Source organism: Massilia sp. CF038, assembly GCF_900129765.1.
Classification (GTDB): Bacteria; Pseudomonadota; Gammaproteobacteria; order Burkholderiales; family Burkholderiaceae_D; genus Telluria_A.
Genome location: NZ_FQWU01000002.1, coordinates 25,100 through 51,163, shown reverse-complemented (window position 1 = coordinate 51,163; position 26,064 = coordinate 25,100). Strand labels below are relative to the sequence as shown.

27 protein-coding genes and 1 tRNA gene are annotated in these 26,064 nt (G+C 62.2%); 21 read left to right on the top strand and 7 right to left on the bottom strand.

Annotated features, from left to right (window positions below):
- Entirely contained in the window at window positions 1-801 is an 801-nt protein-coding gene (gene gloB, locus BUC24_RS10280) for a hydroxyacylglutathione hydrolase (RefSeq protein WP_073219908.1), read from the bottom strand.
- 26 nt (window positions 802-827) lie between these two features.
- On the opposite strand from gloB, the gene BUC24_RS10275 reads away from it, so the two are divergent.
- The 9 genes from BUC24_RS10275 (at window position 828) to BUC24_RS10240 (ending at window position 5,899) form a co-directional block, all read left to right on the top strand.
- Window positions 828-1,607: a class I SAM-dependent methyltransferase gene (locus BUC24_RS10275; RefSeq protein WP_073215227.1), complete on the top strand. Its 780-nt coding sequence runs from the start codon at window positions 828-830 to the stop codon at window positions 1,605-1,607.
- Window positions 1,604-2,041, top strand: a complete 438-nt coding sequence (rnhA, locus tag BUC24_RS10270) for a ribonuclease HI (RefSeq protein ID WP_073215223.1) — start codon at window positions 1,604-1,606, stop codon at window positions 2,039-2,041. The genes BUC24_RS10275 and rnhA overlap by 4 nt, the downstream gene beginning before the upstream one ends.
- A gap of 46 nt (window positions 2,042-2,087) precedes the next feature.
- The gene (gene dnaQ, locus BUC24_RS10265; protein ID WP_073215219.1) at window positions 2,088-2,786 is read left to right on the top strand and encodes a DNA polymerase III subunit epsilon; all 699 of its coding nucleotides are present in this window, start codon (window positions 2,088-2,090) and stop codon (window positions 2,784-2,786) included.
- Between the two features lie 44 nt (window positions 2,787-2,830).
- Window positions 2,831-2,905, top strand: a tRNA-Val gene (locus BUC24_RS10260).
- A gap of 120 nt (window positions 2,906-3,025) precedes the next feature.
- Window positions 3,026-3,292, top strand: a complete 267-nt coding sequence (locus tag BUC24_RS10255) for a hypothetical protein (RefSeq protein WP_073215216.1) — start codon at window positions 3,026-3,028, stop codon at window positions 3,290-3,292.
- A gap of 52 nt (window positions 3,293-3,344) precedes the next feature.
- Entirely contained in the window at window positions 3,345-3,476 is a 132-nt protein-coding gene (locus BUC24_RS27460) for a hypothetical protein (protein WP_267873476.1), read from the top strand.
- A gap of 95 nt (window positions 3,477-3,571) precedes the next feature.
- Complete coding sequence (locus BUC24_RS10250; protein WP_073215213.1) at window positions 3,572-4,177, top strand: TetR/AcrR family transcriptional regulator; 606 nt, start codon at window positions 3,572-3,574, stop codon at window positions 4,175-4,177.
- Window positions 4,178-4,247: 70 nt separating this feature from the next.
- Window positions 4,248-5,054: an oxidoreductase gene (locus BUC24_RS10245; protein WP_073215210.1), complete on the top strand. Its 807-nt coding sequence runs from the start codon at window positions 4,248-4,250 to the stop codon at window positions 5,052-5,054.
- Window positions 5,055-5,101: 47 nt separating this feature from the next.
- Entirely contained in the window at window positions 5,102-5,899 is a 798-nt protein-coding gene (locus BUC24_RS10240; RefSeq protein WP_073215207.1) for an SDR family NAD(P)-dependent oxidoreductase, read from the top strand.
- 23 nt (window positions 5,900-5,922) lie between these two features.
- Here the strand turns inward: BUC24_RS10240 and BUC24_RS10235 are convergent, their stop codons facing one another.
- Entirely contained in the window at window positions 5,923-6,786 is an 864-nt protein-coding gene (locus BUC24_RS10235; protein ID WP_073215203.1) for a class I SAM-dependent methyltransferase, read from the bottom strand.
- Between the two features lie 178 nt (window positions 6,787-6,964).
- Here BUC24_RS10235 and tagH point away from each other — a divergent pair, with 178 nt between their 5' ends.
- Window positions 6,965-7,588, top strand: coding sequence for a type VI secretion system-associated FHA domain protein TagH (gene tagH, locus BUC24_RS10230; RefSeq protein WP_229448159.1), 624 nt, complete (start codon window positions 6,965-6,967; stop codon window positions 7,586-7,588).
- Between the two features lie 24 nt (window positions 7,589-7,612).
- Here tagH and BUC24_RS10225 read toward each other — a convergent pair whose 3' ends face one another.
- Window positions 7,613-8,221 carry a M15 family metallopeptidase gene (locus tag BUC24_RS10225; protein ID WP_073215200.1) on the bottom strand — a complete coding sequence of 203 codons (609 nt, stop codon included), beginning with the start codon at window positions 8,219-8,221 and terminating at the stop codon, window positions 7,613-7,615.
- A gap of 174 nt (window positions 8,222-8,395) precedes the next feature.
- Between BUC24_RS10225 and BUC24_RS10220 the strand changes: the two genes are divergently transcribed.
- Window positions 8,396-9,016, top strand: a complete 621-nt coding sequence (locus BUC24_RS10220; RefSeq protein WP_073215197.1) for a 2-hydroxychromene-2-carboxylate isomerase — start codon at window positions 8,396-8,398, stop codon at window positions 9,014-9,016.
- On the opposite strand, the gene BUC24_RS10215 is transcribed toward BUC24_RS10220, so the two are convergent.
- From BUC24_RS10215 to BUC24_RS10205, 3 genes are all read right to left on the bottom strand, one after another.
- The gene (locus BUC24_RS10215; RefSeq protein WP_073215193.1) at window positions 9,009-9,458 is read right to left on the bottom strand and encodes a DUF2244 domain-containing protein; all 450 of its coding nucleotides are present in this window, start codon (window positions 9,456-9,458) and stop codon (window positions 9,009-9,011) included. The two genes, BUC24_RS10220 and BUC24_RS10215, sit on opposite strands and share 8 nt — an antisense overlap.
- Window positions 9,459-9,461: 3 nt before the next feature.
- On the bottom strand, window positions 9,462-11,081 hold the full coding sequence (ctaD, locus tag BUC24_RS10210) for a cytochrome c oxidase subunit I (RefSeq protein WP_073215190.1): 1,620 nt from the start codon (window positions 11,079-11,081) through the stop codon (window positions 9,462-9,464).
- 106 nt (window positions 11,082-11,187) lie between these two features.
- Entirely contained in the window at window positions 11,188-12,228 is a 1,041-nt protein-coding gene (locus BUC24_RS10205; protein WP_073215187.1) for a LacI family DNA-binding transcriptional regulator, read from the bottom strand.
- A gap of 209 nt (window positions 12,229-12,437) precedes the next feature.
- Here BUC24_RS10205 and BUC24_RS10200 point away from each other — a divergent pair, with 209 nt between their 5' ends.
- The 8 genes from BUC24_RS10200 (at window position 12,438) to BUC24_RS10165 (ending at window position 23,080) form a co-directional block, all read left to right on the top strand.
- On the top strand, window positions 12,438-13,700 hold the full coding sequence (locus BUC24_RS10200; protein ID WP_073215184.1) for an Hsp70 family protein: 1,263 nt from the start codon (window positions 12,438-12,440) through the stop codon (window positions 13,698-13,700).
- A 7-nt stretch (window positions 13,701-13,707) separates the two neighbouring features.
- A complete protein-coding gene (locus tag BUC24_RS10195; protein WP_073215180.1) occupies window positions 13,708-14,340 on the top strand; it encodes a 3'-5' exonuclease in 633 nt (210 codons plus the stop codon).
- 225 nt (window positions 14,341-14,565) lie between these two features.
- Window positions 14,566-15,975 carry a tetratricopeptide repeat protein gene (locus tag BUC24_RS27505; RefSeq protein ID WP_073215177.1) on the top strand — a complete coding sequence of 470 codons (1,410 nt, stop codon included), beginning with the start codon at window positions 14,566-14,568 and terminating at the stop codon, window positions 15,973-15,975.
- A 153-nt stretch (window positions 15,976-16,128) separates the two neighbouring features.
- Window positions 16,129-16,758 carry a methylamine utilization protein gene (locus BUC24_RS10185; RefSeq protein WP_073215172.1) on the top strand — a complete coding sequence of 210 codons (630 nt, stop codon included), beginning with the start codon at window positions 16,129-16,131 and terminating at the stop codon, window positions 16,756-16,758.
- A 1-nt stretch (window position 16,759) separates the two neighbouring features.
- Window positions 16,760-19,168, top strand: coding sequence for a putative bifunctional diguanylate cyclase/phosphodiesterase (locus BUC24_RS10180; RefSeq protein ID WP_073215168.1), 2,409 nt, complete (start codon window positions 16,760-16,762; stop codon window positions 19,166-19,168).
- Between the two features lie 118 nt (window positions 19,169-19,286).
- Window positions 19,287-21,449, top strand: coding sequence for a prolyl oligopeptidase family serine peptidase (locus tag BUC24_RS10175; protein ID WP_083598860.1), 2,163 nt, complete (start codon window positions 19,287-19,289; stop codon window positions 21,447-21,449).
- A gap of 118 nt (window positions 21,450-21,567) precedes the next feature.
- Window positions 21,568-22,305, top strand: a complete 738-nt coding sequence (locus tag BUC24_RS10170) for a hypothetical protein (protein ID WP_073215165.1) — start codon at window positions 21,568-21,570, stop codon at window positions 22,303-22,305.
- Window positions 22,306-22,333: 28 nt separating this feature from the next.
- Window positions 22,334-23,080, top strand: coding sequence for a substrate-binding periplasmic protein (locus BUC24_RS10165; RefSeq protein ID WP_073215154.1), 747 nt, complete (start codon window positions 22,334-22,336; stop codon window positions 23,078-23,080).
- Here the strand turns inward: BUC24_RS10165 and BUC24_RS10160 are convergent, their stop codons facing one another.
- Window positions 23,081-23,656, bottom strand: a complete 576-nt coding sequence (locus BUC24_RS10160; protein WP_073215150.1) for a helix-turn-helix domain-containing protein — start codon at window positions 23,654-23,656, stop codon at window positions 23,081-23,083.
- A gap of 182 nt (window positions 23,657-23,838) precedes the next feature.
- Between BUC24_RS10160 and kbl the strand changes: the two genes are divergently transcribed.
- On the top strand, window positions 23,839-25,050 hold the full coding sequence (kbl, locus tag BUC24_RS10155; RefSeq protein WP_073215146.1) for a glycine C-acetyltransferase: 1,212 nt from the start codon (window positions 23,839-23,841) through the stop codon (window positions 25,048-25,050).
- Window positions 25,051-25,083: 33 nt separating this feature from the next.
- The gene (locus tag BUC24_RS10150; protein ID WP_073215142.1) at window positions 25,084-26,046 is read left to right on the top strand and encodes an NAD-dependent epimerase/dehydratase family protein; all 963 of its coding nucleotides are present in this window, start codon (window positions 25,084-25,086) and stop codon (window positions 26,044-26,046) included.
- Window positions 26,047-26,064: the final 18 nt, after the last annotated feature.

Sequence of the window (26,064 nt, the reverse complement as noted above, 5' to 3'; positions counted from 1 at the left end):
TCAGAAGCTGTTTTTCCACTCGCGCAAGGCGGCAAACGCTGCAACGGCGTCTGCCCCTGGCGCGAGTTTATTTAGAGCGATCAATTTCTCTGCGATGGGCGCGGCCCGGTAACGCAGGAAGGGATTGGTCGCTTTTTCGCTGGCGATGGTGCTGGGAATGGTGCGCTGCTGGCGCGATCGCAGCGCGCCATCATGCGCCATGCGTGCGGCAATGGCTTCGTTGTCGGGCTCGACGGCCTGGGCAAAGCGCAAATTGGCCAGCGTGTATTCATGCGCGCAATACACTTCCGTGTTGTCCGGCAGCGCAGCCAGCTTGTCGAGCGACGCACTCATCTGCGCTGGCGTGCCTTCAAACAGGCGCCCGCAACCGGCACCAAACAAGGTATCCCCGCAAAACAGCCAGTGAGCGCCCGCGCGTTCGCTGACGTAGGCAATATGGCCGCGCGTGTGGCCTGGCACGTCCAGCACGCTGACCGTCCAGTTCAGGCCAGGCACCTCGACCTGCTCGCCTTCGCCCAGCGGCACCGTGACGGCGGCAATGCCATCGTTGCGGGGGCCGAAAACAGGTACCGGCCACTGGGCCAACAGGGCTGGCACACCACCAATATGGTCAGCATGGTGATGGGTGAGTAGAATGGCAGTTAGCGTAAGATGATTAGAAGCAAGCGCGGCCATCACGGGTTCGGCCGCGCCCGGGTCGATGACCGCAGCGTGCACGCCATCGTGCACGATCCACAGGTAATTATCCTGAAACGCGGGAACTGCGATGACGCGCAAGGCGGTGGGCAATTGAGGGGGCATAGTGGCGGTTTCGATCAAGGGTAAGCATGGATAGCGCGGCATCCGAGAAGTCCATTATAGCGCTCGACAGCTGGCTGCAGACGCCGGCTGGCGCCTACGTGCGTGCCTGGGAGCAGGCTTGTCTGGACGAGCTCACGGCCGATATTTTCGGTTATAACGCGGTGCAGATCGGCTTGCCGCAAATCGACGCGCTGGCCGCCAACCGGATGCCCAACAAATGGCAGGCCGCCACCCGCATGTCGTCGCTGGAACAACTCAAGGCGGCGCCGGGCGGGCGCCAGATTGCGGTGGCGCTCGATTTTGCCGAGTTGCCATTCGCATCCCAGTCGCTGGACCTGGTGGTGTTGCCGCACGTGCTGGAGTTTGCTGCCGAGCCACACCAGGTGCTGCGCGAAGTGGAACGGGTGCTCATTCCCGAAGGCCAGGTCATCATTTGCGGCTTCAATCCGGCCAGCCTGTGGGGCGCGCGCCAGGTGCTCGGCAAACTGACCAATGCGCCGTATCTGCCCGTTGCCGGCGAATTCATCTCTATGCCGCGCATGAAAGACTGGTTAAAATTATTGAATCTGGGTGTGAGCCGCAGCCATTTTGGCTGTTATGCGCCGCCTTGCCGCAGCGCGCAGTGGCTGAACCGCTTTGCCTTCATGGAGCAGGGCGGTCAGCGCTGGTGGCCGTATCTGGGCGCGGTCTACATGGTGCACGCGATCAAACGGGTCAAGGGCATGACCATGATCGGACCGGCCTGGAGCAAAAAATCGGCCACGGCGCCGCAAGCGGTACCTGCAACTAATAGAAAGCAAGAATGAGTAAAGTGGATATTTTCGCCGATGGTGCCTGCAAGGGTAATCCAGGCACAGGCGGCTGGGGTGCGTTGCTGGTGGCTGACGGCCATGAAAAGGAAATTTTCGGCGGTGAACTGAACACCACCAATAACCGCATGGAATTACGTGCAGTGATCGAGGCGCTCGGTTCGCTGAACCGGCCTTGCGAAGTGACTTTGTACACCGACAGCCAGTACGTCCAAAAAGGCATTTCCGAGTGGATCCATGGCTGGAAGGCGCGCGGCTGGAAAACGGCCGCCAAGGAACCGGTCAAGAACGAAGACTTGTGGAAGGCGCTCGATCTGGCGCAGGGGCAGCACAAGGTGGAATGGAAATGGGTGCGCGGCCATAATGGGCATCCAGGCAACGAACGCGCCGATGGCCTGGCCAATCGCGGCGTCGAGACGGTGCGCCGCTAGGCTTTGCTATACTGCGCGCCATTGTGTCACTTCACTGAAAAGATCCATGCGTCAAATCGTTCTCGATACTGAAACCACGGGCTTGAACCCACGCACGGGCGACCGCGTCATCGAGGTCGGCTGCGTCGAACTCAAGAACCGCATGCTGACCGGGAATAACTTCCACCGGTATATCAACCCGGAGCGCGATTCGGAAGAGGGCGCGCTGGCGGTGCACGGCCTGACCACCGAATTCCTGCGCGACAAACCGAAGTTCGCCGAGATTGCGGCCGAGCTGCGCGACTATATCCAGGGCGCCGAAGTCATCATCCACAATGCGCCGTTTGACCTGGGCTTCCTGAACCACGAATTCAAGCTGCTGGGTTTGCCTTCGTTCACCGAGCATTGCAGCGGCGTGATCGATACCCTGGTCCATGCCAAGGAGATGCATCCCGGTAAGCGCAATTCGCTCGATGCCCTGTGCGACCGCTATGGCGTGTCGAACTCGCACCGCAAGCTGCACGGCGCCTTGCTCGATGCCGAGCTGCTGGCGGACGTGTATCTGTCGATGACGCGCGGCCAGAACAGTTTGTCGATGGAGCTGGAGGTGGAAGAAAACACTGGCGGCCCCACGCTGGAGGCGGTGGCGCTGGCAGAAGTCATCATTCTGGCAGCCAGTGCGGACGAGCTGGCCGAACACGAAAGCGTACTGGGCGGGCTCGACAAGGCCGTGAAGGGCAGTTGCATCTGGCGAAATTACGCGTAAAAGGTGACGTTTTTCAAACGGTATGTCATAATACGCCCCGCTTCGGGAGGTTAGCTCAGGGGTAGAGCACTGCATTCACACTGCAGGGGTCGCAAGTTCGAAACTTGCACTTCCCACCAAGAATTTTAGTAATTTAAAGGCTTGCCACGATTGTGTGCGAGCCTTTTTGTTTTGTGCCGCCAGGTCGTGCATGTAGCCAGCATGAAGCTCGCATCAAAAAATACGGTTACACTAGCCGCATGAAATTCGTCCTCGCACTGCTGTTTGCACTGGCAATGGCCGCCAACTCATATGCGGCTGCCCAAGCGCGTCCCTGCTGTGGCACGCAGGATTGCACGGCAATGCAATGCGTCGACATGGGCTGTCTGCCCCCTGCCAATGCGCTGGCACCGCCTGAAGTGCAAATGCCGCTGTTTGCCGGATGTGAGGCAAACGGGCATGGGCGCATGGAAGGCAGTACCCATCTGCCCAGTCAGTACAAGGAAGTATGGACGCCGCCTGACTGAGAAAGGTGTTGTGACTAACTTTTCTCATCTCAACGAATAAACGGAGTCTTGTATGAAATCGACCATCTTTAAAGTTACCGCAGCCCTCGCGCTGGCTGCCACGTCCGTCGCGGCCTTGGCAGGCACCCATGATTGCTGCGGCGGTATCGAGTGCTGCATCAGGATGCTTTCCTGCTGCTTCTAAACGCCAGCTGAGAAAAGGGCGGCTGTTGCCGCCCTTTTTTTTCGCGCAAAAATTGGCAAGATCAGCACGCGGTGCACACGGCTTGAAAATAGTATATGATGATCATCATGAAATCGCCCACCGTTAAACGGCCAGCCGCCACCCGCAAGGAAATCAGCCACGAGCGTATCGTGGAAGTGGCGTCACGCGCCATCCGACGCAGTGGCTACAGTGGCACCGGCGTGGCCGACATCATGAAAGAAGCGGGGCTGACGCACGGCGGTTTTTACGCCCATTTTGAATCGCGCGACGCCTTGCTGGCAGAGGCGGGCGAGCGCGCCGGCGCCGAATCGGTGGCACTGGCCACGCGCCTGGCAGCAGCGGCCGCGCCGGGGCAGGGCTTGCAGGCCATCATGCAGGCGTATTTGTCGCCGCAGCACCTTGAAGCGATTGAAACGGGCTGCCCGGTATCGGCCTTGTGCTCGGAGATGCCGCGCCAGGCACCCGAGGTCCGCCATGCGGCCACCACCCATATCAAGGAAATGATCGACCTGCTGGCGCGCCAGATGCCTGACTGGGGTCAGCCGCAGGCCCACGAACAGGCCATGGCGCTGCTGGCGTCACTGATTGGCGCGACCATGCTGGCGCGCGCCGTGGACGACCCCAACCTGTCGCGCGCCATGAGCGCTGCAATGTTGAAGCACTGGACAGCGGCGCCCTGAGGCGCCATGGCCGGTGCATTTTTTTTAATCAAAAATATGATGATCGTCATATTTTAACCGGGGGACAGGCATGAGCAAGAAGATTGCGTTGGTGACGGGGGCCTCATCAGGCATTGGCGAAGCCACGGCGCTGCGCCTGGCTGCAGCGGGTTTCAAGGTCTACGGCACCAGCCGCCGCGGTGCGCAGGGGGCGGCGCGGCCGTTCGACATGCTGGCACTGGACGTGACAAGCGACGCCTCTGTCGCGGCAGCGGTCGCCGCGGTCATGCAGGCGGAAGGGCGGATCGACTTGCTGGTCAATAATGCGGGCGTCGGGATGGGCGCCGCCGCTGCCGAAGAAAGCGCCATCGCCCAGGCGCAAGCAATCTTTGACATTAACTTCTTTGGCATCGTGCGCATGACACGTGCAGTGCTGCCGCATATGCGGGCCCAGGGCAGTGGTCGCATTCTGCATATCGGTTCCGTGCTGGGTTTTTTGCCGATGCCGTTTGGTGCGCTGTACGCTGCCACCAAGCACGCCATCGAAGGGTATGCCGAGTCGCTGGACCATGAATTGCGCAGCTGGGGTATCCGTTCGGTGGTGATCGAGCCGGCTTATACAAATACGCCGTTTGACACCAATCTGGTTGAACCGGACGCCAAACTCACGGCCTACCAAACCATACGCCACGCGCTGGCCAGCCGTATTCAAGCCCTCATGGCCGCTGCCGAGGGACCGGCGGTGGTCGCCGACACGGTGCTCAAGGCGGCGCAAATCGGCACCCCAAAACTGCGCTATACCGCGGGCAAACTTGCCGCGCGCCTGCGTCTGCTGCGCCGTTTTGCGCCTGCGGGTTTGCTGGACGCCGGGCTGCGCAAGGATCTGCGGCTCGCGTGACAAGGGGTATCGATCCAGTCATTCCAACCACAACTGAAGGATGCAACATGCCACAAACAATTCGCAAAATCGCACTCATCACCGGCGCTTCGGCTGGCATTGGCGCCGTGTATGCCGACCGGCTGGCGCAGCGTGGCTACGATCTGGTGCTGGTGGCGCGCAGCGCCGAGCGCTTGCAGGCGCTGGCGGCCGATCTCGCCGTCCGCCACCGTGTGCGCGCCGAAGCGCTGGTGGCTGATCTGGCAACGGACGCTGGCCAGGACCGCGTCGAAGAACGCCTGCGCAGCGACCCCGCCATTGCCGTGCTGGTCAATAACGCTGGCATCGCACGCCTGGCGCCGGTCGCGCTCAGTCCGGTACAGGATTCGATCGATCAGATTACGCTGAACATCACGGCGCTGACCCGCCTGACGCACGCTGCGCTGCCGGGCATGAAAGCGCGCCGCGACGGCCTGATCATCAATATCGCGTCCGCCCTGGCGCTGCATACGCTGCCCTTCAGTGCCGTCTACAGTGGCACCAAGGCGTTTGTGCTGGCGTTCAGCCGCGGCTTGCAGCAGGAACTGGCCGATAGCGGCGTGAAGATCCAGATTGTGCTGCCGGCAGCCACTGCAACGGCGCTCTGGGACAAATCGGGCGTGCCCTTGTCGGCGCTGGCGCCGGAATCGGTCATGCAAACCGATGCGATGGTCGACGCGGCCATGCGCGCGCTGGATCTGGGGGAAGTGCTGACCATGCCGTCGCTGGCCGAGCCGGCGCTGTTCGAACGGTTTGACACCGCGCGTGCGGCTGTCTTTGGTGCGGCGCAGAGCGGCAAGGTGGCGCCGCATCTGTTGTCAGCCTGAGCGGCCGGCCAAGTCCGGCTGGTTCAGTCCCGTTTGGCGACCTGCAGCAGCGCGTACATGCTGTCGCTGAACGGGGTGGTGTCAAGTGCGCTCATGCGGGTGATATCGAGACCGGCCTTGGCGGCCATGGCGCGCAGGGTGGCCGGCGTGAAGTAATTGACGTGATCGGGCCAGCGGAAGCCGCTCCAGCGTGCGCCGCGCAAACGGCGGTTGATGCAAGCGAAGTTCGGTACCTTGATGATGATGGTGCCGTTCGGCTTGAGACGCTTGCGGCTGTTTTCCAGCACCGCGAGGGGATTCGATTCGTGCTCGAGGAAGGAAGCCATCACAATGATGTCGAAATAGTTTTCGTCGAAGCCGAGAATGCCGTCCTGCGCCGAGGCGTGGATGCAACGTCCACCCAGCGGGCGTAGTTTGTCGTCTGACAATTTTGCCAATGCGCGCGAAATTTCCACGCCATGCGGTGCCACACGCGTGCGCTGGGCTTCCGGCAATGAGGTCAGCAAGGTTTGCAGCAACTCGCCCCAGCCGCAGCCCACGTCGAGCACGTTGATCCGTTGCGATGACGACTCGGCCACCAGTGTTTTCAGAATGCTGAGGACCTTGTTGCGCTTCAGGACGCGCGAGCGGAACCGCTTCAAGGCGGTGCTGATGGCATAGCGGACCGGCTCTGCCTCCTTGCGCGCTTTCGATTCTTTTTCGAACGTGACCTCATACGCATAGGTCTCGCTCAGTTCCTCGTAAGCGGGGGGATTGGCCAGAAAGACGATGTCCGTCTCCAGACATTGCTGCAAAATCCAGGGATCAGGTGCGAAATGGAGATGTTGCACGCGTCCCGGCTGGGACAACAAGGGGGAAAACCGGGTGGACGGCGCTTTGACGGACATGAACTTCCCTGTGATGTAACTAGTGCAAATTTCCGAAGGTTCATGATATTAACCGAGTGTGAACAAAAGCGTGGTTTTGTGGTTCCGAATTGTAATAATTGGCAACGGAGTTGCCAGTCAGTGCCAAGCTCTGGCATCATTTCTCAATGCTAACAACTATTAGTCTGGAGATATCTTCATGACGGACCTGGATCACCACGTGGATAACAACGAACAATTGCGCCAGGCATTCCTGCGTGGCGCCGGCTTGCCCCCGGAAGCAGTGGCAGCCCTGACGCCGGAAGTCATGGAAACGATGGGCAAAATCCTCGCGGGCAGTTTGCAGGGCGTGATTGACTTGCTGGCCTTGCGCTCGCTGGTCAAGCAGGAAGTCAAGGCAGGTGTCACCGTGGTGGTGTTACGTAACAACAACCCGTTGAAGTTCTTCCCGGACAGCCAGACCGTGATGACCCAGATGCTGCGCAAAAAAATGCCTGGGTTTATGGAACCGCTGGAAGCCATCGACGACGCAATGGGCGACTTGCATGGCCATCAAAAAGGCGTGGTGGCGGGCACCAAGGCCAGTATGACCAAAGTCATCGCACGTCTGCGCCCGGAGCGCTTCGAGGCCGCGCTGCCGGAATCCTTGCCGCACAAACTGGTGCCTGCGCTGCGCAAGGCAGCCTTGTGGGACAACTATTGCGAGCAGCACGGCAAGGTGGCTGGCGATGCGCAAGACAACTTCAAGACCCTGTTCGGTCCGGATTTCCTGGAAGCGTACGAGAAAGAAGTCAACCGTCTCCCAGGCGCAGGCAAGGTGTAAGCCGGATTGGCGCCTGCACGGGCGTCAGGCGAAAAAGTCGGCGCCCGCGTCGTGGCGCGTTCTCAGCGCAGCCAGCATTTGTTTTTCCGCCATGGCCAGGGCCCATTCCGGCCGCAGCTGGAAATGGGGCTCGTCACGGATGGTTTTCCAGTTGCCGCCCCATTCCAGTCCCAGCTCCACTCCCAGCGCACCGACCACCTTGTACTTGGGTGACTCGCCCCTGTACTGGCCGCCTTCAAAAATACCAATATCGAACGCAATACCAAAGTTGTGATTGGATTGACCTCCCTTGGCGTTGGTGACGATGGCGCCAGGCAGGGTGCGGCCCTGGGCAAACAGCGCATTTTGCTCGTCATAGGTGCGCAGGCCACTGATGATCTTGATCGTAATGCCCACTGACCGGGCCCGTTCGATCAGGGCACGCGCATACGGCTGCACGGCACTGTGCAGAGTAGCAATGCATTTCTCGCTGCGCGCGTCGACCGGCAGCAGGGCTGCGCTTGCGCTCAGGCTGGCCGTCTTGGGACTGACGATGCGATTGTAGATGGCGTTCCAGGTTTCTGGGCCGGCTTTGCCGTCGTGGGCAATGCCGAGGGTGCTCTGAACTTCGGAAATCATGTCGGTGAGTCGCATGGTGGCCTTTCAGGCGGCGGATGAGGGTGGATAGGACTACTCCTACAGACTAGGCGCCGAAGCTGAAAAGTCCATCACCAAAAATCACCAAAGTGAAAAAAAGACATGTTTTTATGCAGTCCGCTGCGGCGCGCCTGCCGTGTATGATGGGAGCGCCATCACAGCGGAGCGTTTATGACAGTCCCCACCCCCATTCATTTCTGGTACGACTTCGGTAGCAATTACAGCTATCTTTCGGTCATGCGGATTGAGGCAACGGCCGCCAAACGCGGGGTGCCGGTGGTATGGCGCCCGTTCCTGCTGGGACCGATCTTCCAGGCGTTTGGCTGGGACAATTCGCCCTTCGTGCTGCAAAAGGAGAAGGGCGCCTATGTCTGGAACGACATGGCGCGCGAAGGCAAAAAATATGGCTTGCCCTTCCGCCGGCCCAGCACCTTTCCGCGCACGGCAGTGCAAGCGTCGCGCGTCGCCCTGCTGGGCGCCGACGCTGGCTGGGGTGGCGAATATAGCCGCCGCATCATGCTGCTCAATTTCGCCCTCGATCAGGACATCGGCAGCGACACCCTGGTGTTTGCGGTTCTGCAGGACATGGGCTTGCCGGCGCAGGAACTGATGGCTGCCGCACGTGCCGATGAGGTCAAGGCGCGCCTGCGCGACCAGGTGGCCGAGGCGCACCGGCTCGGCGTGTTTGGTGCCCCGACCTTTTTTGTGGGTTCGGAGATGTTTTGGGGCAATGACCGCCTGGACGATGCGATTCGCTTCGCTGCGGCCGCCGCTGCCCCGGCTGCTAGCTGAGGTAGGAACGCGTCCGCAAGGCCCCGCGCAGCTCGCGCGCCAGCACCTGGCGCGCTTCTTCGGACACAAACACCCCCACTTCCACGCGCACCCCGCAGGCCTCGAGTTCGATGCGCAAGCGCGGTGTACGCGGCACCCGCATGCGGGTCCAGCAGGGATCGAGCCTGACCTGGTGCACGGTGCCGGCCTCGATCCTTTCGATTAGCAGGCTTTGCTCGCCCAGGGCAATATGCTCGTGGTCGGTGGCGTGGCGCGCATAGTGCAACAGCGCCAGCAACAGGGCGGCGATGTCGATCAAGGCAAATAGCAATACCGGCCACAGGCCACGCATAGCAAAGCCCAACCCGATCACGAGCAGCGCCAGACACAGGGACCCGTACGCTGCCATCACCTGCCGCGGTGACATGGAGCAATTGCGTTTGAGGTGCCATTCCTGTTTCATGGCTTACATGATGCGTGGCGGTACATCAAAGGTATGGAAGGGCGCCGGGCTGGGCACCGTCCATTCCAGGCCGTCGGCGCCGTCCCATGGCTTGGCAGGCGCGGGGGCGCCGCCGCGAATGGTGGGCAAGACCACAAAGAACAGGAAATAGACTTGCGTGAGGCCGAACAGCATGGCGGCCACCGAGGTGAAGGCATGAAAGTCGGTGAATTGGGCGGGGTAGTCGGCATAGCGGCGCGGCATGCCGGCCAGGCCCAGGAAATGCATGGGAAAGAAGGTCAGGTTGACCCAGATCAGGGAGTTCCAGAAGTGGAACTTGCCACGCCATTCGTTCACCATGTGCCCCGTCCATTTGGGTACCCAGTAGTAAAAGCCGGCAAACAGGCAAAACAGCGAGCCGGCCACCAGCACGTAGTGGAAGTGTGCCACAACATAGTAGGTATCGTGGACCTGGATATCGATGGGCGCAATGGACAGCAGCAGGCCGGAAAAGCCGCCAATGGTAAACACCCAGATGAAACCGATGGCAAACAGCATGGCGGTCTCGAAGGTGAGCGCGCCGCGCCACATGGTGGCGATCCAGTTGAACACCTTGACCCCCGTGGGCACCGCCACCAGCATGGTGGCATACATGAAGAACAGTTGCGACGTGATGGGCATGCCGGTGGTGAACATGTGGTGCGCCCACACGATGAAGGAAACAATGGCAATGGCGGCTGTGGCGTACACCATGCTGGCATAGCCAAACAGGGGTTTGCGCGAAAACGTGGGGATGATGTGCGAGATCATGCCAAAGCCGGGCAGGATCATGATGTACACCTCGGGGTGGCCGAAGAACCAGAACACGTGCTGGAACATGACCGGGTCGCCGCCGCCGGCCGCGTTGAAGAAGGTGGTGCCGAAGTGGCGGTCGGTCAGCAGCATGGTGACAGCCGTGGCCAGCACTGGCATGACGGCAATGAGCAGGTAGGCGGTGATCAGCCAGGTCCAGCAGAACATGGGCATTTTCATCAGCGTCATGCCGGGCGCGCGCATATTGAGGATGGTGACGATGATGTTGATGGCGCCCATGATCGAGGAGGCGCCCATCAGGTGCACCGCGAAGATGGTCATGTCCATGCCGGCGCCCATTTGCAGCGACAGGGGCGGATACATGGTCCAGCCGGAACCGGTGGCGCCGCCGTCGACGAAGAAGGAACCGACCAGCAGCAGCCCCGCGGGCGGCAGCAGCCAGAACGAAAAATTGTTCATGCGCGCAAAGGCCATGTCGGACGCGCCGATCTGCAGCGGCACCATCCAGTTGGCGAAGCCGACAAAGGACGGCATGATGGCGCCAAACACCATGATCAGGCCGTGCGACGTCACAAACTGGTTGTACAGCTCCGGCTGGAAAAACTGCAGGCCGGGCTGGAACAGTTCGGCGCGGATCAGCAGCGCCAGCAAGCCGCCCGTCAGGAACATGATGAGCGAGAACCACAGATAGAGGGTGCCGATATCCTTGTGGTTGGTGGCGTACAGCCAGCGCCGCCAGCCATGCGGATGATCATGGGCAGCATGGTCGGCGCCGTGGGACGGGCTGGCCACAAACGCGGCCGGCGCGCCGCTGCTGGGGGGAACAGGCATCACTTCCTCGCTGATGAAAGCTGGTGCGATGACTATAACGAGGTAAAAGCCCGTGACGATAGGCCGCGTGCGCCGGTTTGACGCCGCTCAAGCAAGCACGAAACAGCTAGAACGCAGGCCCCAGCCGTGCGGTCGCGCCGTCGACCACCGTGGCGGCAAATACCCGCTGCTGGGGCCGCCCGGGGCCGCCAGCGATCATGTCGGTCAACATCTCGGTCACTGCCAGCGTCATCTGCTCCACCGGCTGGCGCACCGTGGTCAGCCGGTAGCTCAGCCAGCCCGCCTGGGGCACGCCATCAAAGCCGGTGATGGACAGCTGGCCCGGCACATCGAGCTGGAAATCGTGGCGTGCGCAGTCCAGACAGCCCATCGCAGTAAGGTCATTGGCGCAGATCACCGCGTCCGGTGGCGCGCCCAGGGTGGCGATGATTTCGCGCAGCCCACGCGCGCCGCTGTCGTAATCGTAGTTGCCGCGCACGATCAGGGGCGGCGCCAGCTTGAGCTGGGCCAGGCGCGCCGAGACCCCGCGCGAGCGGTCTTGGGCCACTACCGAGCCGCGCGGCCCTTCGATCAGGGCGAAGCGCCGGTGGCCACCGGCCGCCAGGCGCGACACCAGGATGCGCGCGGCCTCGGCCTGGTCGCACACGACGGCATTGACCACGCGCTCGCGCAAGTGGCGGTTGAATAGCACGAACGGCACGGCGCGGCGCTCGAATTCGGCCACTTGCTGCGGTCCCAGCCTGGCAGCAACAATGGCGCCGTCGATCTGGTGCTGCCAGACCTCGGACAGGGTGCGGTCGATATCGCCTTCGTCCGTGAAGGAAAACAGCAGGATGCGCAGGCCGTGCCCGCTGAAGTGACGGCTGAGCTCGGTAACGATTTCGGGGTAGTGCAGTGTCACCAGATTCGACACCAGCAGCGCCACCTGGTTCGAGCGGCGCGTATTCAGGCTGCGGGCAGCGGCGTTGGGCGTATAGTCCAGGGCCTTGGCAGCTTCCATCACGCGCGCGAAGGTGGCTTTGGAAACGCTGGCGCCAGGTTGGAAGCAGCGTGACACGGCCGATTGCGACACCCCGGCGAGCGACGCCACGTCATACGAGGTCACGCGCCGCGCCTGGCGCTGGATCAGCGCCTGAATGTCAGCCATGGAGGCGCATACAAGAGGAGTCGAATTGGTCATGGCAGCGAACGGGATATATCTTGCAGTGTAGCCTTCTAAATTGCCGTAAGGCAATATAAAACGCAGCAAGTGTTGCGTATTCGATGAGACGTGGCGGGCGCACCACGGCCGTGCCCGCCACTGTCGCGCCAGCCCGATTTCTGGTAACATACCGCCCCTTACTACCAAGGGGTTCCATGGCCAATGCTTGCGGCGTCGATTTCGGCACCTCCAATTCCACAGTAGGGTGGGTCGCGCCCCAGGCCCCGGCCAACGGTTCGCGCCTGCTCGCGCTCGAAGACGGCAAGCCCACCTTGCCCTCGGTCGTGTTCTTCAATGCCGACGACGATGAAGTCAGCTATGGCCGCGCGGCCCTGGCCGGCTATCTGGCGGGCTACGATGGACGCCTCATGCGTTCGCTCAAGAGCTTGCTGGGCACCAGCCTGATTGACGGCCAGACCGAAGTCGGCGGGCGCGCCTTGCCGTTTCGTCTGTTGCTGGCGCAGTTCATTGGCGAATTGAAACGGCGCGGCGAACTGGCAGCAGGGCGCGAATTCACTTCGGCCGTGTTTGGCCGTCCCGTGTTCTTCATTGACGACAGCAAGGAAGCCGACCAGCTGGCCCAGGACACGCTCGAGGGCATCGCCCACGCGGTCGGCTTCAAGCATGTCGACTTCCAGTTCGAGCCGATTGCGGCAGCCTTCGACTATGAATCGCAGATCAGCTCGGAACAACTGGTGCTCATTGCCGACATTGGCGGCGGCACCTCCGACTTTTCGCTGGTGCGCCTGGCGCCCGAGCGGATCGCGCGTGCCGATCGGCGCGACGACATTCTGGCCACCGGTGGCGTGCACATTGGCGGCACCGACTTTGACAAATACCTGAGCCTGTCATCGGTGATGCCCCTGCTGGGTTACCAGTCTTTGCTGAACAACAATAGCGCGATTCCGTCGAGCTATTACTTTAACCTGGCTACCTGGCACACGATCAACTTGGCATACACCAAGAAAACCTGGACCCAGCTCGCCGACGTGGCGCGCGATGCGCGTGAGCCAGCCAAGCTGGCGCGCCTGCAGCGTCTGATTGACGAGCGCGCCGGTCACTGGCTGGCCATGAAAGTGGAGGAGGGCAAGATCGCCCTGTCCGCCGAGCAGCAGGTGCCGCTTTCGCTGGAGCGCCTGTCGCCGCCCGAACACGTGGTGCTGCAGCGCGCCGAGTTTGAGGACGCCATTGCGCACCTGGTGGGTGCAGTCGAGCAGACTGTGCTCAAGCTGCTGACCGATGCCGGGGTCGGCCCGGATGCGGTCGACACCGTCTTCTTTACCGGTGGATCGAGCGGCGTGCGCATGCTGCGCGAGCGGATCGGCGCCTTGCTGCCCCAGGCGCGCAAGGTCGAGGGCGATTTGTTCGGCAGCATCGGTTCGGGCCTGGCGCTCGATGCCGTGCGCAAATTCAGCTAGGGCCGCCATGTTCGAGCAAGCAATCGTGATGCTGGACTTCGAGACCACCGGCCTGTCGCCCGCGATGGGCGACCGCATCACCGAAGTGGCGGCCTTGCGCATCGAGCACGGCCGCGTGACCGACCGCTACGTGTCGCTGGTCAATTGCGGCGTGCGCATTCCATCCTTTATCAGTGCGCTCACCGGCATTTCCCAGGCCATGGTGGACCGCGCCCCGGCGGTGGACCAGGTGCTGCCGCAGCTGCTGGACTTTATCGGTACCGATGCCCTGGCAGCGCACAACGCCAGCTTCGACGAAAAATTCCTCAAGGCCGAGGCCGAGCGCCTGGCGCTGGTGCCGGCGCACGTCGGCCTGGTCTGTTCGCTCAAGCTGTCGCGGCGCGTGTTTCCAGGCATGGCCAGCTACAAGCTGGGCCAGTTGTCGGGCCAGCTGGGCATCCGTTTTCGCAGCGCTGCCCACCGCGCCGAATCCGATGCCGAAGTGGCTGCCGAACTGCTGCTGCACATGGGCCGCCACCTGGGCAGCCGCTACGGGCTCGGCCCGGTGGCGCCGCAGTTGCTGGTCGCGCTCAACAAGCTCAGCGCTGCAAAGGTGCCCGACTACCTCCACAAGCTGGCGCGCGAACGCCCCCCGGCCTGACCAGCTCGCCCGCGCTTTTTTCCTGCCGCATACAAACCCCGCCGTGAGCAATCACTACGGGGTTTTTTCATGTGCCAGATCTTGCTGTCGTTGGCGCGCCTTTGCGGACTGTCAAACGAGATGCCTGTTCCCGTTTTAAACTTTTAGCAATACTTTTCAGGTCGCCTGATGCTGCGGCATTTCCCCCACTCCTGCGCTTGCACGGCCTTTGGCCGGAGGATCAGCATGAACCGGCAGAACATATCTCGCGAGAACTATCAAACCTACGTGTGGTTCCGCCAGGCAGCTGAGCGCGGCGACGCCTACGCCCAGTTCAACCTCGGACTCATGTACAAAAAAGGCGACTGCATCGAGCGCGACTATGCGCACGCCTTCAAGTGGCTGCGCCAGGCTGCCCTGCAGGGCCTGGCCTTTGCCCAGAACCACCTGGGCGCCCTGTACTACAACGGGCGCGGGGTCGACCGCAGCGATGCCGAAGCGGCCTACTGGTTCCGCCATGCGGCCGAGCAGGGCGACGCCTCGGCCCAGCAAAACCTGGGGCAGATGTACAAGAAAGGGCGCGGACTCGAGCAGAACCACGAGCTGGCCCTGGCCTGGTTTTACCGCGCCGCCGAGCAGGGCGTGGCCAGCGCCCAGAGTCTGCTGGCCGAATGCTATCTGTACGGCCACGGCGCCCCCGTCAACTGTCCACTGGCCATGGCCTGGTTTCGCAAGGCCGCGGTGCAGGGCGATGCGCAGGCCCAGCTGAACCTGGGCTTGATGTACAAGCGCGGCCAGGGGGTAGAGGCGAACGATGCCCAGGCCCTGTGCTGGTTTCGCCAGGCCGCCGCGCAAGGCAATGCAGGCGCCCAGCGCCAGCTGGGGGTGGCCTACGCCGAAGGGCTGGGCGTGCGCGCCGATCCGCTGCGCGCCATGGCCTGGCTCGAGCGTGCCGCCAGCCAGGGCGACAAGGACGCCCAGTTCAACCTGGGCGTGATGCTGGCCAATGGCCAGGGCGTGGCCAGCGACGAAAGCGCCGCCATGGCCTGGTATCTGCGGGCGGCCGAGCAGGGCCACATGCTGGCCCAGTACAATCTGGGCAGCATGTACGCCAACGGCCGAGGTACCCCGCGCGACCCGCTGCGCGCGCTGGCGTGGTACCGGCGCGCAGCAGACCAGGGAGCACCCAACGCCCAGTTCAACCTGGGCGTTATTTATGCCACTGGCCAGGGCGTGGACAAAGACGATATGCAAGCGGCGCGCTGGTACCGCGTCGCTGCCGAGCAGGGCGATGCCAGTGCCCAGAACAATCTGGGCGTGATGTACGCCAATGGCCAGGGCGTGCCGCAAGACGATGCCATGGCCGTGTTCTGGTACGGCCAGGCGGCCGAACAGGGTCACGCGCTGGCGCAATACAATCTGGGCGGCATGTACAGCAGCGGCCGCGGTGTGCCGCGCGACAGTGTGCGCTCCTACATGTGGATGCTGCTGGCAGCGGACGCCGGCGATGAAACGGCCAGCGCCAACAAGAGCATGGTGGCGCGCCGTCTCACGCCCGCTGAAATCGGTTGCGCGCTGGACCTGTCGCGCCAGTGGCAGCTGCGCCATGTGCCGCAAGTGCAAACGGCTCCGGCTGGCGCCGCCCGCCGTCCCTGAAGCCTGCGCGGCATGTCTTTTTTGCCTTGTTGTCGGTGCGATATCTGGTCCCGCACGGGCGCGAAAACTCCTCTCGCATTTTTCCGCCAGACGCTACAATAGGTCAGCCGGCAGCACGACGTCCGGCCTTTCCACTCACTCCCGGTCGTGCTCATGGAAAAACTTGTTCGATTACTGACTCTGCTTGCTGCAGCCACGTTTGGCACAGCCGCCACGGCCGCCACTGTCACTGTGCAAGTGAGCGACAGCGCTGGCAAGCCACTGGCGGACGCCATCGTTGTGGTCGATCCAGGCGGCACTGGCGCCGTGCCAAAACAGCAGCGGCCGGCGCAGATTGAACAGAGCGGCCTGAAGTTTTTGCCCATGGTAAGCGTGATCCAGACCGGCAGCACCGTGTCGTTTCCCAACAACGACAAGGTCAAGCACCACATCTATTCCTTCTCGCCCGCCAAAAAATTCGACCAGAAACTGTATTCCGGTGTGGCCGCCGCACCACAGGTGTTCGACAAGGCGGGCCTGGTGGTCATTGGCTGCAACATCCACGACCGCATGGTGGCCTACATTAAAGTGGTCGATTCGCCATGGTTTGCCAAGACCGACGCGGCCGGCATGGTCAGCATCGAGGTGCCGCCCGGCGCGCGCTACAGCGTCTCGGCCTGGCACTACAACATGAGTGGCAGCGTGGCTGAACAGGCACTCGTGCTCAAGGCCGACGCGCCCGCGCCACTGGCCTTCAAGCTGAGCATGAAGCCGCCGGCGCCAGACAACGAGGCAGGTTACTGACGTGCGCCTGAATCCCTTCAAGAGTCTGGAAGGGCGCATTGCCCTGCTGTTCCTGGTGCTGCTGATCGTGGTCCAGGTGCTCGGCTTGCTAGTGATTGAACGCGGTATCGATGCCAACGCGCGCGCCTCCATCAGCGCCGAACTGATCAACGGCGAAAAAGTGTTCCGCAAGCTGGTCGAGCAAAACGCCCAGCAGCATCGCTTCGGCGCCCAGGTGCTGGCGCGCGACACCGCCTTTGTGGCCGCCATCGGCAACGGCGGCGAGGAAGACCGTGCCACCATCGAATCGGCCCTGGACAACAGCGGACGGCGCGCCCGCGCCGATCTGACCATGCTGATCGATGGCGAAGGCAAGGTCATGGTGTCGAGCGGCATGGTCAGCGCCGGTGCCCTGGAACAGCTGGTGCGCGGCCTGCTGGAACGGGCCGACCGCGAAAACGGCGCCCAGGCCATTGCCGTGGTTGACCACAAGCCGGTGCAGATCGTGGTCATGCCGGTCAAGGCCCCGGTGACGATTGCCTGGATCGTAATGGGCTTTGTGATCGACCGCCAGATTGCGCTCGACATGCGCGAAATTTCGGCCCTGGACGTGACCTTGCTCACCCGCGACAAGCAGGGCGCCTGGGTGGTGGCCGAGTCCACCATTGCACCCCAGTTCCGGGCCAAGCTCGGCAGCGACCTGCAGCCGGTACCCGACAAGCCGCTGGGCGCTTTCGATCTGAACATTAACGGCAGCCGCTACAGCGCACGCCTGCTGCCGATCGGCCACAACGCGGCCCACGATGCGCGCGTGCTGCTGGCCCAGTCGATCGACGCGGCCACCGAGCAGTACGCCCGGCTGGAACGCACCCTGGTGGCGCTCACACTGGTCGGCATTCTGGTGGCCAGCGTCGCCGCCGTGCTCACGGCCAAGCGCATTGCCATGCCGCTGCGCGAACTGGCGCGCACCGCCCGCCGGCTGGAGCGGGGCGACTACCGCGGTGACATTGCGGTGCGGGGCGACGATGAGGTCGGGGCCCTCGCCAAAGCCTTCGACAGCATGCGTGACGGTATCGCCCGCCGTGAAAAGGAAATTCGGCGCCTGGCTTACTGGGACCAGCTGACCAATCTGCCCAACCGGGCCCAGTTCGTGCTGATGCTGGGCGAGGCGCTGGACGAGGCGCACAAGCGCGAACACAAGCTGTACGTGCTGATGCTCGACCTGGACCGTTTCAAGCATGTCAATGACGTGATGGGCCACGATTTTGGCGATGCCTTGCTGCGCCAGGTGGCCGAGCGGCTGCGCCTGCGCGTGCCCGAATTGCATCCTGCGGCCCAGCTGGCCCGCCTGGGCGGTGACGAATTTGCCGTCCTGCTGCCCGATTGCACGGTTGAGCAGGCCCAGCGCGTGGCGGCCGCGCTGCTGCATACGCTGGAAGCGCCGCTCTCGCTCGATGAACAGACCGTCGACATCGGCGCCGGGCTCGGCATTGCGGGCGCCACTGCCGCTGGCGAAAGCGCCGAGGAATTGCTGTCGATGGCCGAAGTGGCCATGTACCAGGCCAAGCAGCGCAACGATGGCGCCATCGTGTATGAAGCGGCAATGGACACGGCCAGCGCCAAGAGCCTGGGCTTGCTGACCGAGCTGCGCAATGGCATCGAGCGCGGTGAATTCCGCCTCCATCTGCAACCCAAACTACGCCTGGATACGGGCGAAGTGATTGGCGCCGAGGCATTGGTGCGCTGGCAGCATCCGGTGCGCGGCAATGTCTTCCCGGACGACTTTATCCCGTTTGCCGAGCAGACCGGCTTCATTCGCGTGCTCACGCGCTGGGTGTTGGACCGCTCGGCCGCGCTGTGCAGCGAGCTGGCCGGGCAGGGCATTCACCTGAAGTTTTCCGTCAACCTGTCCACGCGCGACTTGATGGACCAGAATCTGCCCGAGAAATTTGCCGAGATCCTGGCCCGCCACCAGCTGGCGCCATCCTCGTTCTGCCTCGAAATCACCGAAAGCGCGATCATGGATGACCCGGTGCGGGCCCAGACTACACTCGAGCGCCTGCACGCCATGGGGGTGGAATTGTCGATTGATGACTTCGGTACCGGCTACTCGTCGCTGGCTTACCTCAAGCGCCTGCCGGTGGACGAGCTGAAAATCGACAAGTCGTTCGTTCTGAACATGGAAAACGACATTGGCGACACCAAGATCGTGCGCTCGACCATCGACCTGGGCCACAACATGGGCTTGCGCGTGGTGGCCGAAGGCATCGAAAGCGAAGCAGTATGGCGCCTGCTCGCTGCCCTCGGCTGTGACCAGGCGCAGGGCTACTTCATGAGCCGTCCGATCCCGGGCGAGCAGATGGCAGCCTGGATTGCATCCTGGGTGCCGCCCCGCAAGCTGAGCTTGCCCTACGAGGAATCTGTCAGCTAGTCATATGCATATAGCAATGTTGCAGTGATTCGCGCTATGATCTCCCGCGCCATCTTCCTGTCGGCTGCGCCGTGACGCGGCCGGGCGACCTCGACTCTTTACCGAAAGACTCTCTTCCATGCAAATGAAACATGCATCCCTGGCCCTCAGTCTGCTCGCCCTGTTTGGCGCCCAGGCCCTGGCGCAAACCTGCCCGGCTGGCGCCGCGCCGCTGAACTATCCGGTGACCAAAAAGGTCGAACAGACAGACGTGTACCATGGCACCACGGTGGCTGACCCTTACCGCTGGCTGGAAGACGCCAACAGCGAAGAAACCCGCCTGTGGGTCGAATCGCAAAACAAGGTCACCCAGTCGGTGCTGGGCCAGATCCCCGAGCGCGAGGCCATCAAGGCGCGCCTGACCAAGCTGTGGAATTACGAGCGCTACAGCGTGCCCTACAAAGAAGGCGGGCGCTACTTCTACAGCCGCAACGACGGTTTGCAGAATCAGGCCGTGCTGTACACCATGCAGTCGCTGGCCGACGCGCCGCGCCTGCTGCTGGACCCAAATACCCTGGCGGCGGACGGCACCGTTGCGCTGGCAGGCTCGGCCGTCAGCCCCGACGGCAAATACCTGGCTTACGGTACCGCCGCCTCTGGTTCCGACTGGAACGAATGGAAGGTGCGCGACATCGCCACCGGCAAGGACTTGAACGACCACCTGAAATGGGTCAAATTCTCCAACACATCCTGGACCCCGGATGGCAAGGGCTTCTTCTACAGCCGCTACGACGCACCGGAAGAGTCAGCCAAGCTGGCCGGCGTCAATTATTTCCAGAAGCTGTACTACCACCTGGTGGGCACCGAGCAAAGCGCCGACGTACTGGTCTATGACCGCCCGGACGAAAAGGAATGGGGCTTTGGCGGCCAGGTCAGCGATGACGGCAAATACCTGATCATCACTGCCACCAAGGGCACGGCGGCCAAGTACCGCATCTTCTACAAAGAGCTGGGCAAGCCGGGCGCCAAGGTGGTGCCGCTGATTGACGCTTTCGAAGCATCCTACAGCTTCATCGACAATGACGGTCCGGTGTTTTATTTCACGACCGACCGCAAGGCGCCGCGCTCGCGCGTGATCGCCATTGATACCCGCAAGCCGGCAGAAGCGAACTGGAAGCAGATCATTGCCGAGAGCGGGCAAACGCTGGTGGGCGCCTCCATGATCAACAACCAGATCGTGGCCGAGTACCTGCCAGACGCCCGTAGCGTGGTCAAAGTGACGGACCGCAAGGGCAAGCTGGTGCGCGAGATTGCCTTGCCGGGCATTGGCTCGGTTGCCGGTCTGGCCGGCAAGCGCCATTACACCGAAACGTTTTACTCCTTCACCGGCTTTACCAATCCGACCACGATCTACCGGCTTGACATGAAGACCGGCAAGAGCACGGTGTTCCGCCAGCCGAAGGTCGATTTCGACCCGGCTGCCTACGAGACGCGCCAGCAATTCTTCACCAGCCGCGATGGCACCAAGGTGCCGATGTTCATCGTCTCGAAAAAGGGTCTCAAGCTCGACGGCAACAACCCGACCTATCTGTACGGCTACGGCGGCTTTAACATCTCGCTCACCCCAAGCTTCTCGGCCGCCAACCTGGCCTGGATGGAAATGGGCGGCGTGTACGTGGTGGCCAATCTGCGCGGCGGCGGCGAATACGGCGAAGCCTGGCATGAAGCGGGTACCAAGCTGCACAAGCAAAACGTGTTTGACGACTTCATTGGCGCCGCTGAATGGCTGATCGCCAACAAAGTCACCTCGCCAGCCAAACTGGCCATTGGCGGTGGCAGTAATGGCGGCTTGCTGGTGGGCGCGGCACTGACCCAGCGTCCCGAGCTGTTTGGCGCGGCCATCCCGCAGGTGGGTGTGCTCGACATGCTGCGCTTCCACAAGTTCACCATCGGCTGGGCCTGGACCTCGGACTATGGTTCGGCAGACAATGCCGATGAATTCCAGGCGCTTTTCAAGTATTCGCCGCTGCACAACTTGAAGGCCGGCACTTGCTACCCGGCCACCATGATCACCACCGCTGACCACGACGACCGCGTGGTGCCGGCGCACAGCTTCAAATTCGCGGCCGCTGCCCAGGCAGCGCAGGCGGGCGCGGCGCCGGTGATCATCCGCATCGATGTGAAGGCGGGCCATGGCGCCGGCAAGCCGACCGCCAAGGTGATTGAAGAAGCAGCCGACCGCTGGGGCTTTCTCAGCCATGCGCTGAAGATGCACGAGCCAGCCAAGGTGGCCGCGCAGTAAGCCGCAGCAGTATTAAAATGCAGTACCGGACGTCGCCTTTCTGGCGACGTCTTGCTATTGGGTATCACCTTTGGGGGCAGGGCGGCACACTGGCGCTTCACCCAAGCAAAGGATCCTCATGACGCCGCCTCTTCATCGCAGCAAGCAGCTGCCCGCGCTGTACGCCACCATGGCGGTGATTCTGGCCATGGTGCTATACGGTCCCATCGCCCAGCCCGAGCACTATCACGCCTTTGCCGATCAGCGCAGCTGGTTCGGGATCGACCACTTGGGCGACGTGCTGTCCAATCTGTTCTTTCTGCTGGTAGCAGCGTGGGGCGCGCTGCGCCTGAAGCGCAGTCCGCTGGCTGGCAATGCGCGCATGGGCGCGCTGGTGTTTATTGCGGCGCTGGCGCTGACGGCGTTCGGCTCGACCTGGTATCACCTGGCGCCCGACAACGCGCGCTTGCTATGGGACAGGTTGCCCATCGCGCTGGCCTGCGCGGCCTTGCTGGCCACGGTGCTGTCATCGTCGCTGGCGCTGTTGCTGCTGATCCCGGCGGCCGTTGCCAGCGTCTTCTGGTGGCAGGCTACGGGCGACTTGCGGCCCTACCTGCTGTTGCAAATGGCGCCACTGGTCCTGATTCCCCTGTTGCAATGGCAAGCCGGTGCGGCATTGACGCAACGGCGCGCCTTCGGTCTGGCCATCGGCCTGTACGTGCTGGCCAAGCTGTGCGAAGTGGCCGACCATGCCGGCATGGCCCTTTTGACGGTGGTCAGCGGGCATACGCTCAAGCATATTCTGGCTGCGGCGGCCGCTGCGGTCATTGTGCGCGCCATCACGGCTGGACCGCAGCAGACGCTTGATGTATCTTGAGAACATATTGTTCTTCCGGATCACTGTTATGCGCACCTTGTGCGGCACCCTGTCTGTTTTGCTCTTGAGTAGCGCCCTGGCCGCCGCAGCCGAGGAAGTGCCAGTGTACGTGATGGACATTCCGCCCATGGCCAGCAAGGATGGCGGACACGGGGTGGTGGGCGAAATCGTGCTGGAAGCGATGAAGCGGGCACGTTTGACACCGCGCCTGATCTTCATGCCAAAAAATCGTGCCATTCTCACGGTGCAATTGCCCACCAGTCGCGACGAACTGATCTTGCCGCTGGCCCGCCTGCCCGAGCGCGATCCGCACTTTACCTGGATTGCCCAGCTGTATCACGCCGAGCGCGGTTTCTTCACCACCGGCGCGCAAATCCGCAGCTACGAGCAGGCCCGCACCACGCTGGGCGCGGTGGCGGTGGCGCGCGGCACAGCCAACGTCACCTTGCTGCGTGAACAGGGCTTCAAACCGGAACAAATTTTTGAGATCAGTCTCAACGACGACGTGCCGCGCATGCTGCTGGCAGGGCGCATTCAAGCCTGGTTCGGGCCGCTGGAAGAAATGCAGGTGTATCTGCGTGACGAGCCGCGCCGCGGCCAGATCGTGGCCGGCACCGCGCTCAGCACGACGGACAATTACCTGGCCTGTTCAAAGCAATGCAGCCCGGCCCTGGTGGCCAGGCTGACCGCCGAACTGGGCAAAATGGAAAAGGATGGCAGCATGAAAGCCATCCGCCACAAGTACGCCAGTCAGGCGCGCGAGGGCTGGCCCTGATCAGCGGTGGCACACCACCAGCAGGGCTTTCGCTTCGGTTTTGCCCGTGTTGCGCAGCACATGGTTCTGGTCGGCCGGATAGCGCGCCGTGCCACCCAGTTTGACCTTTTTGCGGTCGACGCCCACTTCCACTTCAATTGCGCCGTGCAGCACCGTCATGTGTTCGCTGGTGCCCGGGTCGTGCGCTTGCGATTCAAGCAGGCCACCTGGCGCCAGGGTCAGTTCATACCACTCGTACTTTCCCGCCATTTCCATGGGACCCAAAATGCGCAGGGTGTAGCCGGCATGGGTGCCGGGCAGGGTGGGCGTTTCGTGGGCGTCGAGCACACGGATCGTTTCCGGCATCCGTGTTTCCGACGATAAAAGTTCCCCGATCTGCACGCCGAGCGCATTGGCCAGGCGCCAGGTAATGGCGATGGTCGGGTTCGCCTTCTCGCGTTCGATTTGCGATAACATCGATTTCGACACCCCGGCAATCCTGGACAAATCCTCCAGCGTCAGCCCGCGCGCCAGGCGCAGCCGCTGTAGCGTCGCGCCCACTTCAGGAGGAGAATTGCTGCTCAGGGCAGTGTTCATATGCATTTACCAAGTTTATATATTCAGGGAATCAAACTGATGCTTGCCAAGTTCACTGGCCTTGGGTAATATCCATTATATTGAATTTGAGTTCGATATCTCGGAATCAGCATCACCGAGTGATCACGGTACAGCATCCTGCAACCGCCGGTCAAGCCGGCACCCCCAACAAGAGGATAAACATGAGCGATCAAGCGAAAAATGCGTTTTTCAGTGGCCTGCAGCAGAACCTGGACACGCTGCGCGGCCAGGGCTTGTACAAGCCGGAGCGCGTGCTCGCCTCGCGTCAGGGTGCCGAAGTGGTGGCCGAAGACGGCCGCACCCTGATCAATATGTGCGCCAACAACTATCTGGGCCTGTCGGGCGACCTGCAAACCCAGCAAGCATCGATCGAAGCGACCGAAAAATACGGCTACGGCCTGTCCTCGGTGCGCTTCATCTGCGGCACCCAGACCGTGCACAAGGAACTGGAAAAAGCCATTTCCGCCTTCCTGGGCACTGAAGACACTATCTTGTACGCTGCCGCGTTTGACGCCAACGGCGGCGTGTTCGAGCCCCTGTTCGACGAAAACGACGCCATCATTTCCGACGCCCTGAACCACGCGTCCATCATCGATGGCATCCGCCTGTGCAAGGCCGGCCGCTATCGCTATCAGCACAATGACATGGCCGACCTGGAAGTACAGCTCAAGGCCGCCACCGAAGCAGGCAAGCGCCATAAAGTCATCGTGACCGATGGTGTGTTCTCGATGGACGGCACGATCGCCCAGCTCGACAAGATCTGCGACCTGGCCGACAAGTACGGCGCGCTCGTCATGATCGACGAATGCCATGCCTCCGGCTTCATGGGCAAGACCGGCCGCGGCACCCACGAACACCACAATGTACTGGGTCGCATCGACATCATCACCGGCACCCTGGGCAAGGCCCTGGGCGGCGCCATGGGCGGCTTTACTTCGGCGCGCAAGGAAGTGATTGACACGCTGCGCCAGAAGTCGCGTCCTTACCTGTTCTCGAACACGCTGGCGCCATCGATCGCCGGTGCTTCGCTGTCGGTGCTGGAGCGCATCTCCAAGTCGACCGAACTGCGCGACCGTCTGCACGAAAACACCGCCTACTTCCGCCAGGAGATCGAGCGCATCGGCTTTACCATCAAGCCGGGCACCCACCCGGTGGTGCCGGTGATGCTGTTTGAAGCGCCCATCGCGCAAAAATTTGCGGCACGAATGTATGAGCTGGGCGTTCTGCTCAGCGGCTTCTTCTACCCGGTCGTGCCAATGGGGCAGGCCAGGGTCCGGGTCCAGCTGTCGGCCGCGCACACGCGCGAGCAGCTCGACACCGTACTCAAAGCATTCGAACAGGCCGGGCGCGAGCTGGGCATTCTCAAGAACTAAGCATCATCAGATTACAGAACGGACAAGAACAATATGGAACGCATTCTCATCATCGGCGCCAACGGCCAAATCGGCAGTGAACTGGTTGGCGCACTGGCCGAACGCCACGGCGCGGGTAACGTCATCGCCTCCGACATTGGTGCCAACAATGTCTACAAGGCGGCGCGCTACACCCAGCTTGACGTGCTTGACCGCGCTGGCCTGAACAAATTCATCGCCGACGAAAACATCACCCAGGTCTACCAGCTGGCCGCGCTGCTGTCGGCTACCGGCGAAAAAGCCCCGCTCAAGGCCTGGGAACTGAACATGGATGGCCTGCTCAATATCCTGGAAGTGGCGCGCGAGCGCGGTGAACAGGGCAAACCCCTGCGCATCTTCTGGCCGTCCTCGATTGCCGCCTTCGGCCCGAACACCCCAGCGCAAAACACGCCGCAGTTCACCGTGATGGACCCGACCACGATTTACGGCATCAGCAAGCTGGCTGGCGAGCGCCTGTGCGAGTACTACTTCACCAAGTACGGCGTGGACGTGCGCAGCATCCGCTATCCAGGCATCATCAGCTTCAAGTCGCCTCCGGGCGGCGGTACCACCGATTACGCGATCGCCATTTTCCATGCGGCGTTGCGCGGCGAAACCTACCAGTGCTTCCTGGGCCCCGAGACCACGCTGCCAATGATCTACATGCCCGACGCGATCCGCGCCACCATCGAGTTAATGGAAGCGCAAGCTGGACAAATTGCTATTCGAAGCGCCTATAATGTCGCCGGTCTGTCGTTCAATCCGCGTGAGCTGGCCGCTGCGATTACCCGCGCGCTGCCGGACTTCACGATCGGCTACCAGCCTGACAGCCGTCAGGCCATTGCCGACACCTGGCCGCAAAGCCTGGACGACAGCAAAGCAACTGCCGACTGGGGCTGGAAAGCCCGCATCGGCCTGGAGCAGCTGGTGACCGACATGCTCGCAAACATCGACGTCGGTATCAGCCAGGCTGCATAAACAGTTTTACCAAAAACG

Excerpts from the sequence above, each read along its gene's own strand:
- BUC24_RS10215 (WP_073215193.1), bottom strand. The coding sequence starts at position 9,458 with ATGAAACAGGAATGGCACCTCAAACGCAATTGCTCCATGTCACCGCGG.
- BUC24_RS10160 (WP_073215150.1), bottom strand. The coding sequence starts at position 23,656 with ATGAACACTGCCCTGAGCAGCAATTCTCCTCCTGAAGTGGGCGCGACG.
- BUC24_RS10220 (WP_073215197.1), top strand. The coding sequence starts at position 8,396 with ATGACAGTCCCCACCCCCATTCATTTCTGGTACGACTTCGGTAGCAAT.
- ctaD (WP_073215190.1), bottom strand. The coding sequence starts at position 11,081 with ATGCCTGTTCCCCCCAGCAGCGGCGCGCCGGCCGCGTTTGTGGCCAGC.
- BUC24_RS10170 (WP_073215165.1), top strand. The coding sequence starts at position 21,568 with ATGACGCCGCCTCTTCATCGCAGCAAGCAGCTGCCCGCGCTGTACGCC.
- BUC24_RS27505 (WP_073215177.1), top strand. The coding sequence starts at position 14,566 with ATGAACCGGCAGAACATATCTCGCGAGAACTATCAAACCTACGTGTGG.
- BUC24_RS10235 (WP_073215203.1), bottom strand. The coding sequence starts at position 6,786 with ATGTCCGTCAAAGCGCCGTCCACCCGGTTTTCCCCCTTGTTGTCCCAG.
- BUC24_RS10240 (WP_073215207.1), top strand. The coding sequence starts at position 5,102 with ATGCCACAAACAATTCGCAAAATCGCACTCATCACCGGCGCTTCGGCT.
- BUC24_RS10165 (WP_073215154.1), top strand. The coding sequence starts at position 22,334 with ATGCGCACCTTGTGCGGCACCCTGTCTGTTTTGCTCTTGAGTAGCGCC.
- tagH (WP_229448159.1), top strand. The coding sequence starts at position 6,965 with ATGACGGACCTGGATCACCACGTGGATAACAACGAACAATTGCGCCAG.
- BUC24_RS10175 (WP_083598860.1), top strand. The coding sequence starts at position 19,287 with ATGCAAATGAAACATGCATCCCTGGCCCTCAGTCTGCTCGCCCTGTTT.
- BUC24_RS10255 (WP_073215216.1), top strand. The coding sequence starts at position 3,026 with ATGAAATTCGTCCTCGCACTGCTGTTTGCACTGGCAATGGCCGCCAAC.
- dnaQ (WP_073215219.1), top strand. The coding sequence starts at position 2,088 with ATGCGTCAAATCGTTCTCGATACTGAAACCACGGGCTTGAACCCACGC.
- BUC24_RS27460 (WP_267873476.1), top strand. The coding sequence starts at position 3,345 with ATGAAATCGACCATCTTTAAAGTTACCGCAGCCCTCGCGCTGGCTGCC.
- BUC24_RS10245 (WP_073215210.1), top strand. The coding sequence starts at position 4,248 with ATGAGCAAGAAGATTGCGTTGGTGACGGGGGCCTCATCAGGCATTGGC.
- BUC24_RS10185 (WP_073215172.1), top strand. The coding sequence starts at position 16,129 with ATGGAAAAACTTGTTCGATTACTGACTCTGCTTGCTGCAGCCACGTTT.
- gloB (WP_073219908.1), bottom strand. The coding sequence starts at position 801 with ATGCCCCCTCAATTGCCCACCGCCTTGCGCGTCATCGCAGTTCCCGCG.
- BUC24_RS10195 (WP_073215180.1), top strand. The coding sequence starts at position 13,708 with ATGTTCGAGCAAGCAATCGTGATGCTGGACTTCGAGACCACCGGCCTG.
- BUC24_RS10250 (WP_073215213.1), top strand. The coding sequence starts at position 3,572 with ATGATGATCATCATGAAATCGCCCACCGTTAAACGGCCAGCCGCCACC.
- BUC24_RS10225 (WP_073215200.1), bottom strand. The coding sequence starts at position 8,221 with ATGCGACTCACCGACATGATTTCCGAAGTTCAGAGCACCCTCGGCATT.
- BUC24_RS10200 (WP_073215184.1), top strand. The coding sequence starts at position 12,438 with ATGGCCAATGCTTGCGGCGTCGATTTCGGCACCTCCAATTCCACAGTA.
- kbl (WP_073215146.1), top strand. The coding sequence starts at position 23,839 with ATGAGCGATCAAGCGAAAAATGCGTTTTTCAGTGGCCTGCAGCAGAAC.
- rnhA (WP_073215223.1), top strand. The coding sequence starts at position 1,604 with ATGAGTAAAGTGGATATTTTCGCCGATGGTGCCTGCAAGGGTAATCCA.
- BUC24_RS10150 (WP_073215142.1), top strand. The coding sequence starts at position 25,084 with ATGGAACGCATTCTCATCATCGGCGCCAACGGCCAAATCGGCAGTGAA.
- BUC24_RS10275 (WP_073215227.1), top strand. The coding sequence starts at position 828 with ATGGATAGCGCGGCATCCGAGAAGTCCATTATAGCGCTCGACAGCTGG.
- BUC24_RS10205 (WP_073215187.1), bottom strand. The coding sequence starts at position 12,228 with ATGGCTGACATTCAGGCGCTGATCCAGCGCCAGGCGCGGCGCGTGACC.